Annotated in this window: 12 protein-coding genes; 5 read left to right on the forward strand and 7 right to left on the reverse strand. The window is 68.3% G+C overall.

Annotation, left to right across the window (positions count from 1 at the left end):
- Window positions 1-103 precede the first annotated feature (103 nt).
- The 4 genes from QNA08_RS02490 to QNA08_RS02505 all read left to right on the forward strand — a co-directional run bounded on the left by QNA08_RS02490 (window position 104) and on the right by QNA08_RS02505 (window position 4,588).
- Window positions 104-838 (forward strand): hypothetical protein, encoded by a 735-nt coding sequence (locus QNA08_RS02490; RefSeq protein WP_283739081.1) that lies wholly within the window; start codon window positions 104-106, stop codon window positions 836-838.
- Window positions 839-989: 151 nt separating this feature from the next.
- The gene (locus QNA08_RS02495) at window positions 990-3,410 is read left to right on the forward strand and encodes a transketolase (protein ID WP_283739082.1); all 2,421 of its coding nucleotides are present in this window, start codon (window positions 990-992) and stop codon (window positions 3,408-3,410) included.
- Between the two features lie 245 nt (window positions 3,411-3,655).
- Window positions 3,656-4,069 carry a DUF4864 domain-containing protein gene (locus QNA08_RS02500; protein ID WP_283739083.1) on the forward strand — a complete coding sequence of 138 codons (414 nt, stop codon included), beginning with the start codon at window positions 3,656-3,658 and terminating at the stop codon, window positions 4,067-4,069.
- 93 nt (window positions 4,070-4,162) lie between these two features.
- Window positions 4,163-4,588 (forward strand): DUF4864 domain-containing protein, encoded by a 426-nt coding sequence (locus QNA08_RS02505; protein WP_283739084.1) that lies wholly within the window; start codon window positions 4,163-4,165, stop codon window positions 4,586-4,588.
- Here QNA08_RS02505 and tgt read toward each other — a convergent pair.
- The 6 genes from tgt to gyrA all read right to left on the reverse strand — a co-directional run bounded on the left by tgt (window position 4,563) and on the right by gyrA (window position 11,677).
- Window positions 4,563-5,723, reverse strand: coding sequence for a tRNA guanosine(34) transglycosylase Tgt (gene tgt / locus QNA08_RS02510; protein WP_283739085.1), 1,161 nt, complete (start codon window positions 5,721-5,723; stop codon window positions 4,563-4,565). The two genes, QNA08_RS02505 and tgt, sit on opposite strands and share 26 nt — an antisense overlap.
- A gap of 86 nt (window positions 5,724-5,809) precedes the next feature.
- Window positions 5,810-6,934 carry a tRNA preQ1(34) S-adenosylmethionine ribosyltransferase-isomerase QueA gene (gene queA, locus QNA08_RS02515; RefSeq protein ID WP_283739086.1) on the reverse strand — a complete coding sequence of 375 codons (1,125 nt, stop codon included), beginning with the start codon at window positions 6,932-6,934 and terminating at the stop codon, window positions 5,810-5,812.
- A 243-nt stretch (window positions 6,935-7,177) separates the two neighbouring features.
- Complete coding sequence (locus QNA08_RS02520) at window positions 7,178-7,648, reverse strand: peptidylprolyl isomerase (protein ID WP_283739087.1); 471 nt, start codon at window positions 7,646-7,648, stop codon at window positions 7,178-7,180.
- 73 nt (window positions 7,649-7,721) lie between these two features.
- Complete coding sequence (locus tag QNA08_RS02525) at window positions 7,722-8,285, reverse strand: peptidylprolyl isomerase (RefSeq protein WP_283739088.1); 564 nt, start codon at window positions 8,283-8,285, stop codon at window positions 7,722-7,724.
- Between the two features lie 33 nt (window positions 8,286-8,318).
- Entirely contained in the window at window positions 8,319-8,819 is a 501-nt protein-coding gene (coaD, locus tag QNA08_RS02530; RefSeq protein ID WP_283739089.1) for a pantetheine-phosphate adenylyltransferase, read from the reverse strand.
- Between the two features lie 98 nt (window positions 8,820-8,917).
- Window positions 8,918-11,677: a DNA gyrase subunit A gene (gyrA, locus tag QNA08_RS02535; protein WP_283739090.1), complete on the reverse strand. Its 2,760-nt coding sequence runs from the start codon at window positions 11,675-11,677 to the stop codon at window positions 8,918-8,920.
- 402 nt (window positions 11,678-12,079) lie between these two features.
- Here gyrA and QNA08_RS02540 point away from each other — a divergent pair, with 402 nt between their 5' ends.
- Window positions 12,080-12,706, forward strand: coding sequence for a MarC family protein (locus tag QNA08_RS02540; protein ID WP_283739091.1), 627 nt, complete (start codon window positions 12,080-12,082; stop codon window positions 12,704-12,706).
- 73 nt (window positions 12,707-12,779) lie between these two features.
- Here QNA08_RS02540 and QNA08_RS02545 read toward each other — a convergent pair whose 3' ends face one another.
- Window positions 12,780-13,928 (reverse strand): M20 family metallopeptidase, encoded by a 1,149-nt coding sequence (locus QNA08_RS02545; protein ID WP_283739092.1) that lies wholly within the window; start codon window positions 13,926-13,928, stop codon window positions 12,780-12,782.
- Window positions 13,929-14,228: the final 300 nt, after the last annotated feature.

Here is a 14,228-nt window from a genome sequence, read left to right on the forward strand (position 1 = left end):
AACATTGTCGGATCCAGGCGGACTCAAGACCCCCTCGAAAAATTACAGAACTCAATTCGATGAGCCTCGTCGGTTCCGGCATGCAATGCCGGAGGCATTCGCCATGGGCAATTGGGACAATGGGCAGGTCGCCAGCCTCACACCGGGCGCCACGCTCTCGTGTGTCGGCACGATTCAGAACGAGTGCAACGCGATCTTCCTCTACAATTCCGCCGGCGTGGACCACGATACCACGGTCTATGTGACCGGCCCGAACCAGCAGCAACCCCTGCCTGTCGTCGTACCGGGAACCACCGGCAACAACGGCTTGGCGTCGCTGGTGCTCTTCGACGGCACGCTGACCAATTCCATCAGCGTCGCGATGCCGTCCACCGCCCCGAAGGGCTCGTCCGTGCAGGCGTGGATCGGCAGCCTCGGCTTCCCGATCGGCGGCGGCGGGCTGGATAACCAGCAGCTCCAGGCCAACGGCCAGAAGTACAATTTCAGCAAATACGACAGATACTATTTCGTGCCGCAGAGCCATTGGTACTCGATGGTCATTCAGAGCAATATCAACCAGTTCTACTCCGTCATGTTCATGGGAGCTTCGCTGACAGTGTTCTGCGTCAACCCGGGACCTAACGCGCAGGCAAACGTCTATTTCTTCGACGACAAGATCAAGCAGCTCTACAAGTTCGTGGCGGCCCCGCCGACCTCGCCGCAGACGATCACCCAGTCCATCTTCGGCAACGGCGGCCAGTACGTGATCATCAATGCCGGCAGCGGCCAGGATACGCAGACCGCGACCATCTCGCTGCAGAGCCTGCAGATGCCGGCCCAGCTCAAGACGGCTGTCTGAGCCGAAGGCCACGCAACACCCCTCCGTGCGACCGCAAGCGCGGCCCGCCCGCACGACACGGGCGGGCCGCGGCCTCTTGAGGCGTCGCCCCTTTGGTGGATTGCGCAGGTGGCCTCGCGCGCCCTAACCTTCCGGCGCACGAGGACCTCCCATGACGCACGCCGACTTCCGCCTGCCCTATCTCGCCGCTCTCGAACGCAAGGCCCTCTGGCTGTCCACCTGGACGATCCACAACGCCAACCACGTGCGGCCGAACGTCGACGGCCTCAAGGTCGGCGGCCACCAGGCCTCCTCCGCCTCGCTCGCGACCATCATGACGGCGCTCTATTTCGCCGTGCTGCGCCCGGAAGACCGGGTGGCGGTGAAGCCGCACGCGAGCCCGGTGTTCCACGCCATCCAGTACCTTCTCGGCAACCAGACGCGCGAGAAGCTCGAGACCTTCCGCGGCTACAAGGGCGCCCAGTCCTATCCCTCGCGCACCAAGGACGTGGACGACGTCGACTTCTCGACCGGTTCCGTCGGCCTCGGCGTGGCACAAACGCTGTTCGCGAGCCTCGTCCAGGATTACGTCAAGGCGCACGGTTGGGCGGCGGACCGGCGCGAGGGCCGCATGGTCGCCCTCGTCGGCGACGCGGAGATGGACGAGGGCAACATCTTCGAGGCCCTGCTCGAGGGTTGGAAGCAGGGCCTGCGCAACTGCTGGTGGATCGTCGACTACAACCGCCAGAGCCTCGACGCCGTCATCCGCGAAGGGCTCTACGCCCGCTTCGAGGCGCTGTTCACCGCCTTCGGCTGGGAGGTCGTGACGCTCAAGTACGGCTCGCTGCTGGAGGAGGCATTCCGCGAGCCGGGCGGCGACCGTCTGCGGGAGTGGATTGACCGCTGCCCGAACCAGCTCTACTCGGCGCTCACCTTCCAGGGCGGCGCCGCCTGGCGCAAGCGCCTCCTCGACGAGATCGGCGACCAGGGCCCCGTGACGCAGCTCATCGGGCGCCGCTCCGATGAGGAGCTCGCCCGGCTGATGACCAACCTCGCCGGCCACGACCTGCCTTCGCTGCTGGCCGCCTTCGAGGCGGCGCAGAGCCATGACCGGCCGGTCGTCTTCATCGCCTACACGATCAAGGGCTTCGGGCTGCCGCTCGCCGGCCACAAGGACAACCATGCGGGCCTCCTCACCCCGGCGCAGATGGAGGGCTTCCGCAAGGCGATGGGCGTGCGCCCCGGCCACGAATGGGACCGGTTCGAGGGCCTCGACCTGCCGGAGGCCGATCTCCAGCGCTTTCTCGACCGCGTCCCCTTCAATGCGCAGGGATCGCGGCGGCTGGCCGCATCACGGGTCGCCGTCCCGGCCGACCTCGCCCTACCGCACCAGCCGGCACTCTCCACCCAGCAGGGCTTCGGCCTCATCCTCAACGAACTCGCTCGCTCCGATCACGCTCTCGCCGGGCGCATCGTGACGACCTCGCCGGACGTCACGGTCTCGACCAACCTCGGCCCCTGGGTGAACCGGCGCGGCCTCTTCGCCCGCCAGGCGATGGCCGACCTCTTCCGCAAGGAGCGCATTCCATCGACCTTCAACTGGGAGTTCTCGCCGCAGGGCCAGCACATGGAGCTCGGCATCGCCGAGATGAACCTGTTCATCCTGCTCTCGGCGCTGGGGCTGTCGCATTCCCTCTTCGGCGAGCGGCTTCTGCCCATCGGCACGCTCTACGATCCCTTCATCGCCCGGGGTCTCGATGCCCTCAACTACGCCTGCTACCAGGATGCGCGCTTCATCCTGGTCGCCACGCCCTCGGGCCTGACGCTGGCACCGGAGGGCGGCGCCCATCAGTCCATCGCCACCCCACTCGTCGGCATGGCGCAGGACGGGCTCGCCGCCTTCGAGCCGGCCTTCGTCGACGAGCTCGGCGTCATCCTGCGGTTCGCCTTCGACTACCTGCAGCGCGACGGGGAGGCAGGCGGACCGGAGGAGCGGGACGTCGAGGAAAGATCCTGGCTGCGCGACGAGACCGGGGGATCAGTCTACATGCGCCTCTCGACCCGCACGATCGAGCAGCCGCAGCGCGCCATGTCGCCCGAGCTGGCGCGGAACATCGTCAACGGGGCCTATTGGCTGCGCAAGCCGGGACCGAATGCGGACATCGTGGTCGCCTATGCGGGCGCGGTGGCGCCGGAGGCGATCGAGGCGGTCGGACTCATGGCCGAGGACAGGCGCGACGTCGGGCTCCTTGCCGTCACCTCGGCGGACCGGCTCAATGCTGGGTGGACGGCGGCCCAGCGCGCCCGCGAGCGCGGTCTCGTCCACGCCCGCAGCCATATCGAGCGTCTCATCGCCGACGTGCCACCCCATTGCGGCATCGTCACCGTGCTCGACGGCCACCCTGCAACGCTCGCCTGGCTCGGCTCCGTTCGCGGCCATCGCGTCCGGCCGCTCGGCGTCGAGCATTTCGGCCAGACCGGGACGCTCGCCGACCTCTATGGGCACTACGGGCTCGATGCCAACGCCATCGTCGCGGCCGCGCAGGCCCTCGTGCCCGGCCGGCCGATCCGGCATCTGAGAGCCCTGCCCTGACGCCCTGCAACAGGGCGGACCGCGTGGCGAACATGGTCACGATGTCGCGACATGCGCCGTGGCGCAGGCCGCGGCAAGCCAAGCCGGAGCGTGTTTAGATCACCCGAGGTAATCAAGCCCGTGGAACACCCGGGCCGCCTGGAGGTTTACTGGAGGTGCTGGCGCGCACCTCCGGCCGCAGGCCGAAGACGTAGCATCGCATTGTCGGCTGCCGGTGAGGCGCTGCCTGCAAAGGACGAACGACGATGCGCGGCCTTGCTCTTCCCCTCACGATCGCCCTCGCGGTCTCGCCCGCGAGCGCGATGGAACAGGCCGACAGCCTCGCCGTTCGGGTTGCCATCGAACAGCAGATGACCGCCTTGCAGCGCGACGACGCGCAGGCCGCCTTCGCCGCTGCCGCCCCCCAGCTGCGGCAGCAGTTCGCGGACAGCGAAAGCTTCATGCGCATGATCCACGAGCAGTTTCCGGTCATCGCACGGCCGCAGATCGTCTCCTTCGGAGACCTGCGCCACACGTCCTATGGTCTGGCGCAACTGCTCAATCTGGTCGACGAGCGCGGAGAGCCGTGGATCGCCCTCTTCCTGATGGATCGCGGCGAGGACGGCGTCTGGCGGGTCGCCAATGTCGTGACCGTACGCCTGCCCAGCCTGCCGGCGTAACGAAGTCTTGAGCGGATCTGAAAACGGCCGAGAGATCGGACTATATTCTCTCATGGAGATAATTTTCTCCACGAGAGTGCGCGGGAGGCCGCCATGCGTGCCCCCATCCTGGACATCGCCGCTACGATCCCGGCGCTTGTCGCCGTTCAGACCTGCCCGACACCGGCGCAATCGGCGGATCGAGAGGACGTGCGGCTCCTCATCGAGGCGCAGATCGCAGCCTTCCAGCGGGACGACGCCGCGGCAGCCTTTTCCCTCGCCTCGCCGGGAATTCGCGAGCGATTCAGCGATCCCGACACGTTCCTCATGATGGTGCGGCTCAATTACCACGCCGTCTATCGCCCGAAGCTCGTCTTCTTCGCGAACTATCGCGAGGTCGACCAGGGAGCGCTCCAGAGTGTACGCATCGTCGACGAGGAGGGCGACGGCTGGCTCGCCATCTTCCAGCTCGAGCGCGTGGAAGGCGCATGGGCCGTCGCCGGCTGCATCCTCATCAAGATGCCGAGTGAACGAGCGTAGCGGGCTCCCCTTGCCCGTCCTCCCCGCGCGCCCAGCCCTGCTTCGTCTCGGCGATGAAGTCGTCCAGACGTCCCTCGGCGATGGCTTTGCGCAAGCCCGCCATCAGGTCCTGGTAGTAGGCGAGATTGTTCCAGGTGAGCAGCATCATCCCGAGGATCTCGCCGGCCTTCACGAGATGGTGCAGATAGGCGCGGGAGTAGGTATTGGCCGCAACGCAACCCGAGTCCGGGTCGAGCGGCCGGGGATCTTCCGCATGCTTCGCATTGCGCAGATTGACCTTGCCGAACCGCGTGTAGGCGAGGCCGTGACGCCCGGCACGGGTCGGCATCACGCAGTCGAACATGTCGATGCCACGCCGCACCGCCTCGACGATATCGTCCGGCGTACCGACGCCCATGAGATAGCGCGGCTTGTTTGCGGGCAGCTCCGGCACGACGACGTCGAGCATGCGCAGCATGACGTTCTGCGGCTCGCCCACGGCGAGCCCGCCGACGGCGTAGCCCTTCAGATCCATGTCGACGAGCGCCCTGGCGCTCTCGACGCGCAGGCGCTCCACCGCCCCGCCCTGGACGATGCCGAACACCGCCCGTTCCGGCTGCTCGCCGAAAGCCACCCGGCATCGCTCCGCCCAGCGCAGCGACAGCCGCATCGCCCGCTCGGCCTCCTCATCCGAACAGGGCAGTCGCACGCATTCGTCGAGCTGCATCTGGATGTCGGCGCCGAGCAGGCCCTGGATCTCGATCGACCGCTCCGGCGTGAGTTCGTAGGTCGAGCCGTCCAGATGCGACTGGAAGGTGACGCCCGTCTCGTCGATCTTGCGCAGCTGGGCCAGCGACATGACCTGGAACCCGCCGGAATCCGTGAGGATCGGATAGGGCCAGTTCATGAAGCGGTGCAGTCCGCCGAGCGCGGCCACGCGCTCCGCCCCCGGGCGCAGCATCAGGTGGTAGGTGTTGCCGAGCACCACGTCGGCGCCGAGCGCCTTCACCTGCTCGGGATACATCGCCTTGACCGTCGCCGCCGTGCCAACGGGCATGAAGGCCGGTGTGCGGATGACGCCGCGCGGCATGCGGATCTCGCCGGTGCGGGCCGTGCCGTCCGTCCTGACGAGGGAAAAGGTGAAGCGCTCGCTCATGCATGGCCCCTGGCGACCCGGCTCGGCGGACAACTCCTATCCGTTAGGCCGGATTGTCTGATAAGTCATTGATCCTATGAACCAATTCACCCTGATATGGGGATCCCGTCGGGCTGCCCGCCTTCGCCCGGGGCGCGGAACAGGAGCCCCGCGTCCCCATAGGAATAGAAGCGATAGCCGTTGTCGATCGCGTGGCCGTAGGCCTGCGTCATGACATCGATGCCGCAGAAGGCGCAGACGAGCATGAACAGCGTCGAGCGCGGCAGATGGAAATTCGTCATCAGCACGTCGACGGCCCGGAAGCGATAGCCTGGCGTGATGAAGATGTCGGTGTCGCCGCTCCAGGCCGCGAAGCTGCCGTCGGGTCGCGCGGCGCTTTCGAGGAGGCGCAGGCTGGTGGTGCCGACGGCGACGATGCGTCCGCCGCTCGCGCGCGCCGCGTTCAGCACCTCGGCCGTGGCGGCGTCGATCATGCCCCATTCGGCATGCATCTTGTGCTCGGACGTGTCCTCGCCCTTCACCGGCAGGAAGGTGCCGGCTCCCACGTGCAGGGTGACGAAGCGGCACCCGATGCCCCGCGCCTCGAGGCGGCGGAACAGGTCGTCCGTGAAATGCAGGCCCGCGGTCGGCGCGGCGACGGCGCCCTCGTGGCGCGCATAGACCGTCTGATAGTCATGCAGATCCGCCGCGTCGTCCGCGCGTTTCGAGGCGATGTAGGGCGGCAGCGGCATGTGGCCGATGCGCGCGATGGCCTCGTCGAGCACCGGGCCCGCAAAGGCGAAGCGCAGCATCACCTCACCGGCCTCGCCCCGCTCCTCCACCTCGGCGTCGAGGGCCCCCAGGAGGCAGGCCGTGCTTTCGGCATCCTCGCCGAAGCGGATGCGGTCGCCGACCCCGAGCCGCTTCGCGGGCCGCGCGAAGGCGCGCCACCGGTCTGCCGCCTCGCGCTTGTGCAATGTCACCTCGATGCGCGAAACGTTCTCCCCGCGGGCCCGCAGGCCGACGAGCCGCGCGGGAATGACGCGGGTGTCGTTGAGCACCAGCACGTCCCCGGGCGCGAGCAGATCCGGCAGATCGCGTACGACGCGGTCGTCGAGCCGGGGCGTGGCGTCAGGCCGCACGACGAGCATCCGCGCTGCGTCGCGCGGATGCACCGGGCGCAGGGCGATGCGGTCCTCGGGCAGGTGGAAATCGAAGAGGTCGACGCGCATGGCCTATCGGGATTGATGACGGCACGCTTTTGGCGTGACCGGCCGCGTCGGGTCAACCGCCCGCGGGTTCGCCGGCGCTCGATGCTGCGTCCCGCGCAGTCCGGCGGGGGCGCATGCCGATGCGCGGCCATCCGGTAGCCGGGTCGACGAGAATCGCGGCCCCGGCGGGGGACGGCGACGCCGCCGGCCCGGGCGGGCGGCGCGCTCACACCGTTGCAGCGCTGCAGGTGCCGGCGGCGCGTCTCAGGCGACGTCCGCGGCCACGCGCATGGAGATGATGCTGTCGGGATCGCGCACGGGCTCGCCGCGCTTGACCTTGTCGACATTCTCCATGCCTTCCACCACCTTGCCCCACACCGTGTACTGCCGGTCGAGGAAGCGGGCGTCGTCGAAACAGATGAAGAACTGCGAATTGGCCGAATGCGGATATTGCGTGCGCGCCATGGAGCAGGTGCCACGCACATGCGGCTCGGTGTTGAACTCGGCCTGGAGGTCCGGCAGGTCCGAGCCGCCGGTGCCGGTGCCGTGCGGACAGCCGCACTGCGCCATGAAGCCCTCGATCACGCGGTGGAAGACGATGCCGTCGTAAAAGCCGCGACGCGCGAGCTCCTTGATGCGCTCGACATGCCTGGGGGCGAGATCGGGGCGCAGCTCGATGACGACGCGGCCCTTGGTCGTCTCCATGATGATCGTGTTTTCGGGATCGGTCGCCATCTCTGTCTCTCCTGGTCACTCGCGCCATCCCGCGCCGTCGCCGGACGGCGGACATGAGATGACGAAGCCTCTCTTACTTCGCGTCGGCCGCGAGCTGCATCTTCACGATCTTGTCGGGATTCTTGACCATGCCGTTGGCGGCCTTGTCCCCCTTCTTGATCTTGTCCACCACCTCCATGCCGGAAGTCACCTCGCCGATGACAGTGTACTGGCCGTTCAGGAACGAGCCCTCGGCAAACATGATGAAGAACTGTGAATTGGCCGAGTTCGGGTCGCTCGCGCGCGCCATGCCGACCGTGCCGCGCTTGAAGGGCTCCCGTGAGAACTCGGCGGGCAGGTTCGGCAGATCGGACTTGCCGGTGCCCGTCCCCGTGGGGTCGCCCGTCTGGGCCATGAAGCCTTCGATCACACGATGGAAGCCGACGCCGTCGTAGAAGCCGCGCTTCGTCAGCGTCTTGATCTGCTCGGCGTGTTTCGGCGCGAGATCCGGCCTCAGGTGGATGGTGACGCGACCATCCTTGGTATCGAGGTAGATCGTGTTCTGCGGGTCGGCCTTCGCAGCCTGGGCCATCGCCGGGGCGACGGCGGCCGCCGCCAGGGCGGCACCGAGGGCGAGCGCGATCGTCAAACGCTGCATGGAATGTCCTTCTCCACGGAATGTCGCACCGCCTCAGCGGCGCGCGAATTTTTCCCGAAGCCGGGCGGCGACTGCGCCCGGCACGAAGCGCGAGATGTCGCCGCCCATCGCCGCTATCTGGCGCACGAGCGTGGCGGTGATGGGGCGCACCATGGGGGAGGCCGGCAGAAACACGGTCTGCACGTCGGGCGCCATCACCTCGTTCATGCCCGCCATCTGCATCTCGTAGTCGAGGTCGGTGCCGTCGCGCAGCCCGCGGATGAACAGCGTGGCCCCGGCGCGGCGCGCCGCGTGCACGGCGAGATCGTCGAAGGTGATGACGTCGAGGGCGGTGTTCGTTTCCCTCGCGATCGGCGTGCAGGCCTCGTTGAGCATATCGGCCCGCTCCTCGGCGGTGAACAGCGGCGCCTTGCCGGGGTGGATGCCGATGGCGAGCACGAGCCTGTCCGCGAACCGGCAGGCGTTGCGGATGACGTCCAGATGCCCGTTGGTGACGGGATCGAACGAGCCGGCGTAGAGGGCGGTGCGCGTCATGCTCAAGCCTTAACCGGTCGCCTCGGGAAGGGCAATTTGCGGGCGGTGGCCCCCTCCCGTCGGAGAGGGCCATGACGGGGTGGCGCAGGGCGCGCGGCTCAGGCCTCTGCCTCGCCGCCGTCTTCGTCGTCGCCCTCCTCGCTGATGCGCTCCACGGAAACGACGTGCTCGTCATCGGCTGTGTTGAAGATGATGACGCCCTGCGTGGCACGCCCGACGACGCGGATGCCGTCGACCGGGCAACGGATGAGCTGGCCGCCGTCCGTGACCAGCATGATCTGGTCCGTGTGCTCCACGGGGAAGGAGGCGACGAGCGCGCCGTTGCGCTCGTTCACCGCCATGGCGACGATGCCTTTGCCGCCGCGTCCGGTGACGCGGTACTCGTAGGCCGACGTGCGCTTGCCGTAGCCATTGGCCGAGAGCGTGAGCACGAACTGCTCCGCCGCGCCGAGGGCGGCGTATCTGTCCTGGCCGAGCGCGATCTCGCTCGTCACCTCGGCGTCGGCCTCGGCGGCAGCCGTCTCCTCGGCGCCCTCCCCGTTCGCCTCGCCGGTGACGGCTCGCCGCGCCGCGCTCGCGAGCCTGAGATAGGCCGCACGTTCGTCGGCGGTGGCCTCCACGTGGCGCAGGATCGCCATCGAGATCACGCTGTCGCCGCTGGCGAGGTTGATGCCGCGAACGCCGGTGGAATCGCGTCCCTTGAAGACGCGCACCTCCGGCACCGCGAAGCGGATGCACTGCCCGCCGGCCGTCGTCAGCAGCACGTCGTCGTGCTCGGTGCAGATCTGCACGTCGACGATGGCGTCGCCCTCGTCGAGCTTCATCGCGATCTTGCCGGCGCGGTTCACCTGCACGAAGTCGGACAGCTTGTTGCGCCGCACGCTGCCGCTCTTCGTGGCGAACATCACGTCGAGCGTCCCCCAGCTGGCCTCGTCCTCCGGCAACGGCATGATCGTGGTGATGCGCTCGCCCTGTTCGAGCGGCAGCATGTTGACGAGGGCCTTGCCGCGCGCGTTGGGAGCCGCGAGCGGCAGGCGCCAGACCTTCTCCTTGTAGACCTGGCCGTGCGAGGAGAAGAACAGCACCGGCGTATGCGTGTTGGCGACGAAGAGGCGCGTGACGAAATCCTCGTCGCGCGTCTGCATGCCGGAGCGTCCCTTGCCGCCGCGCCGCTGCGCCCGGTAGGTCGTGAGCGGCACGCGCTTGATGTAGCCGGCGTGGGACACGGTGACCACCATGTCCTCGCGCTGGATCAGGTCCTCGTCCTCGACGTCCGCCGCCCAATCGAGGATCTCGGTGCGGCGCGGCATCGCGAAGGCAGCCTTCACCGCACCGAGTTCGTCCTTGACGATGCCGAGGATGCGCACGCGCGAACGCAGGATGTCGAGATAGTCCGCGATCTCCGCGGCGAGCTTGTTGAGCTCCTCCGCCACCTCGTCGCGACCGAGCGCGGTGAGCCGCTGCAGGCGCAGGTCGAGGATGGCGCGGGCCTGCGTTTCGGACAGGTGGTAGGTCCCGTCCTCGTTCACGCGGTGGCGCGGATCGTCGATGAGCGCGATCAGCGGCGCCACGTCCCGCGCCGGCCAGGCGCGCGCCATCAGCGCCTCGCGCGCAGCGTTCGGATCGGGCGCCGTGCGGATGAGGTGGATGACCTCGTCAATGTTCGCCACTGCGATCGCGAGGCCGACGAGCACGTGGGCGCGATCGCGTGCCTTGCCGAGCAGGAACTTGGTGCGCCGCGACACGACCTCCTCGCGGAAGTCGACGAAGGCGCGGATCATGTCGGAAAGGGCAAGGAGCTCGGGCCGCCCGCCGTTCAGCGCCACCAAATTGGCGCCGAAGGTCGTCTGCATCGGCGTGTAGCGGTAGAGCTGGTTCAGCACGACGTCGGCCACCGCATCACGCTTCAGCTCGATGACGATGCGCATGCCGTCGCGGTCGGATTCGTCGCGCAGGTCGGCGATGCCCTCGATGCGCTTGTCGCGGACGAGCTCGGCGATCTTCTCGATGAGCGAGGCCTTGTTCACCTGATACGGGATCTCGGTGACGATGATCGCCTCGCGGTCCTTGCGAATCTCCTCCACCGTGCTCTTGGCGCGCATCACGATGGAGCCGCGCCCGGTGGCATAGGCCGAGCGGATGCCGGCCCGCCCGAGAATGGCGCCGGCGGTCGGAAAATCGGGGCCTGGGACGATCTCGATCAGCTCGTCGAGCCCGATCTCGGGATTGTCGATATAGGCAACGCAGGCGTCGACGATCTCGCCGAGATTGTGGGGCGGGATGTTGGTCGCCATGCCGACGGCGATGCCACCGGCGCCGTTCACGAGAAGGTTCGGGAAGCGCGCCGGCAGGACCGACGGCTCCTTCTCGGTGTTGTCGTAGTTGTCCTGGAAATCGACGGTATCCTTGTCGATGTCCTCGAGGAGTTGCATCGCCGCCTTGGCGAGGCGCGACTCGGTGTACCGCATGGCCGCCGGCGGATCCCCGTCGACCGAGCCGAAATTGCCCTGCCCGTCGACGAGCGGCAGGCGCATGGAGAAGTCCTGCGCCATGCGCACGAGGGCGTCGTAGATCGACTGGTCGCCGTGCGGGTGGTACTTACCGATGACGTCGCCGACGATGCGCGCCGACTTGCGGTAGGGCTTGTCCGGCGTGTAGCCGTTCTCGTTCATCGAGAAGAGAATGCGCCGGTGCACCGGCTTCAGGCCGTCGCGCACGTCCGGCAGGGCGCGGCTCACGATCACGCTCATGGCGTAATCGAGATAGCTGCGCTTCATCTCGTCGGTGATGGAGACGGGCTTGATGTCGGTGCCGGGATGGCCGGAGCCGGCCGTCGGCTTGTCGTCGTCGTTCGCCAAGTTTCTCGTCCGGAGTCGTTCGTACGACGGGGTCGAAGGGGAGGTTTCGGTCTAGCCCATCTCGGCGCAAAAGGCCATAGTCCAGACGCCCCGGCGCACCGACGATTCATGAGCCGTGCCAGATACTTGGGCCGGCGCGTCATTTCGCGGCCGTGCGGTCTCGGCCCGATCCCGCCCAATCGGCGCCGCATCGGCGACTCGACCACCGGCTGCGTCGGAAGGCTTCTCGCCCCACGCCCCCGCCCGCGATCACCGGCCGTCGGCGCGCGCGACGGGGACGGATGGCAGTCTTGCCCCGCCGGGCTTGTGGCAACGGGGCCATTGGCGACGCATGCCCTTCCCGCCGCCTGCACGACGCGGCATCATGCCCGCAGGCCGACGCGTTGTGGGAGGGGGTGGCCGGTGCTCGACTTTCTGGCCTCGACGCTGGTGACGCTCCTCGTCACGCTGGACCCGCCCGGCCTCGCCCCGATCTTCCTGAGCGTCACGCGCGGCATGACGGCGGCGCAGCGGCGGGCGGTTGCCGTACGCGCCTGTCTCATCGCCTTCGGCATCATGGCCTTCTTCGGCTTCGGCGGCGATGCGCTGCTCGCCGCGCTCGGCATCGGTCTGCCGGCCTTCCGCATCGCCGGCGGCCTGCTGCTCTTCTGGATCGCCTTCGAGATGGTCTTCGAGCTGCGCACAGCCAGGAAGGCGGAGACGGCGGAGACGGCCATCACCAAGGATCACATTCACAATGTGGCGGCCTTCCCCCTCGCCATCCCGCTGCTCGCGGGCCCCGGCGCCATCACGGCCACGATCCTGCTCGCCGGACGCGCCGCGGGCGACCCCTGGAAGCTCGGCATCCTCCTCGCCACCGTCGCGGCGGGGCTCCTCTCCTGCCTCGTCGTCTTCTTCCTGGCACAGCCCATCTCGCGCCTCCTCGGCACAACGGGCAACATCGTCCTGACCCGCCTCCTCGGCGTCATCCTCGCGGCGCTCGCCGTCCAGTTCGTCATCGACGGCGCGCTGGCCATCGCGCGAGGCTGACAGCGCCCGACAATAAAAAATCGCCGCGCCTCGAGGCGCGGCGGCATGTGCAGGCGAGCCCTTCGGACGCGGATCAGGCGAGCGTCTCGAGCAGGCGCTCCATCAGGCGCGCGCGCGGCACGAGCGACGAGATGAGCCCGTATTCGTGCAGCGTATGCGCACCGTCGCCGTCGATGCCGAGGCCATCGAGTGTCGGCACGCCGAGCGCGGCGGTGAAATTGCCGTCTGCACCACCGCCCGTCATCGGCGAGTCCTCGAGCTCGAAGCCGATATCGCGGGCGAGGCCCTGGGCATGGACAAGCAGCTGCTCGATCTCCGGCGTCTTGGTATAGGGCGGGCGGTTCATGCCGCCCGTCACGCTCACCTTCACGTCCGGGTCGACCGCCTTCAGCGCCAGGATCGCGGCCGCCGCCGCCTCGCCGTCGGCGACATTCGTCACGCGCAGGTCGACCGAGAAATAGGCGTGGTGCGGAATGACGTTGGGAGCAGTGCCGCCCGACATGAGTCCGACCGTCGTCGTGATGCCGCGCGCATAGTCCGTCAGCCCCTCGACGGCGAGGATCTGGCGCGCGGCCTCGCGGATGGCGCTGCGCCCGTCCTGGTGGCGCGCGCCCGAATGCGCCGGGCGGCCCGTGACATGCACCTCGAAGCGCCCGACGCCCTTGCGCGCGGTGACGATCTTGCCGCCGTCGCGCGCCGGTTCGGTGACGAGCGCGAAGGCCGCACGCCGCGCCTCGTCCTCGATCAGCTCGCGCGTCGTCGGGCTGCCGATCTCCTCGTCGGGCGTGAAGAGGAAGGTCATGGGCAGCCGCGCGCCGTCGCGCGCCGCCACGCGCTTGAAGGCCTGCAGGGCGAGAAAGGCGCCGCCCTTCATGTCGTAGACACCGGGCCCGTAGAGACGGTCGCCGTCGCGGCGCAGCGGCAGCGGGCCGTCGATGGTGCCGAGCGGATGCACGGTATCGACATGCGACATGACGAGAATGCCGCGCGCATCGCGCTGCGGACCGGCGCGCACGACGAGCGTGTCACCGAGGCCGTTCCTGCCCGGCAGACGCTCCAGTCCCACCGGCAGCCCGTCGAATTCCTGGGCCACGAGGTCGAGCATGCGATTGACCGCCGCGGTCTCCCGCGTGGGGCTCTCCGCCAGGATCCAGCGCGACAGCCCCTCGACCATCGATGCCTCGTCGAGATCCTCCTCGACGGCCAGTTCGCACACCGCCATTGCCTTGTTTCCTGTTCCAGACCACCGAACACGGCCCGGCTACGGCGCCGAAAGCCCGCGCTCTTCCCAGGTCCTGCCAGACGCGTCCGAACCGGCCGAACAGGACCGCCCTGTGCCGCCGCGCCCTTCGCATCCATCCGGCGGCACGATGCCGCCCGTCGGGCTCCCCCCTCCGCGCGACATCGACGCCATTGGATAGCACCATCGGCTGAAGGCGACCTGAACGGCCGCAGCCGCGGTGCCGCGGAAGCGCCGCCCACGGGCACGCAACGCTTATATGTCACGGCTGGAGGGGCGAAA

The sequence above is a fragment of the Chelatococcus albus genome (genome assembly GCF_030067675.1).
GTDB classification, from domain to species: domain Bacteria; phylum Pseudomonadota; class Alphaproteobacteria; order Rhizobiales; family Beijerinckiaceae; genus Chelatococcus_A; species Chelatococcus_A albus.

Bases quoted from the DNA above. Each gene is read 5' to 3' on its own strand.
- QNA08_RS02495 (WP_283739082.1), top strand. From the start codon at position 990: ATGACGCACGCCGACTTCCGCCTGCCCTATCTCGCCGCTCTCGAACGC.
- QNA08_RS02505 (WP_283739084.1), top strand. From the start codon at position 4,163: ATGCGTGCCCCCATCCTGGACATCGCCGCTACGATCCCGGCGCTTGTC.
- coaD (WP_283739089.1), bottom strand. From the start codon at position 8,819: ATGACGCGCACCGCCCTCTACGCCGGCTCGTTCGATCCCGTCACCAAC.
- QNA08_RS02500 (WP_283739083.1), top strand. From the start codon at position 3,656: ATGCGCGGCCTTGCTCTTCCCCTCACGATCGCCCTCGCGGTCTCGCCC.
- QNA08_RS02490 (WP_283739081.1), top strand. From the start codon at position 104: ATGGGCAATTGGGACAATGGGCAGGTCGCCAGCCTCACACCGGGCGCC.
- QNA08_RS02520 (WP_283739087.1), bottom strand. From the start codon at position 7,648: ATGGCGACCGATCCCGAAAACACGATCATCATGGAGACGACCAAGGGC.
- tgt (WP_283739085.1), bottom strand. From the start codon at position 5,723: ATGAGCGAGCGCTTCACCTTTTCCCTCGTCAGGACGGACGGCACGGCC.
- queA (WP_283739086.1), bottom strand. From the start codon at position 6,934: ATGCGCGTCGACCTCTTCGATTTCCACCTGCCCGAGGACCGCATCGCC.
- QNA08_RS02525 (WP_283739088.1), bottom strand. From the start codon at position 8,285: ATGCAGCGTTTGACGATCGCGCTCGCCCTCGGTGCCGCCCTGGCGGCG.
- QNA08_RS02545 (WP_283739092.1), bottom strand. From the start codon at position 13,928: ATGGCGGTGTGCGAACTGGCCGTCGAGGAGGATCTCGACGAGGCATCG.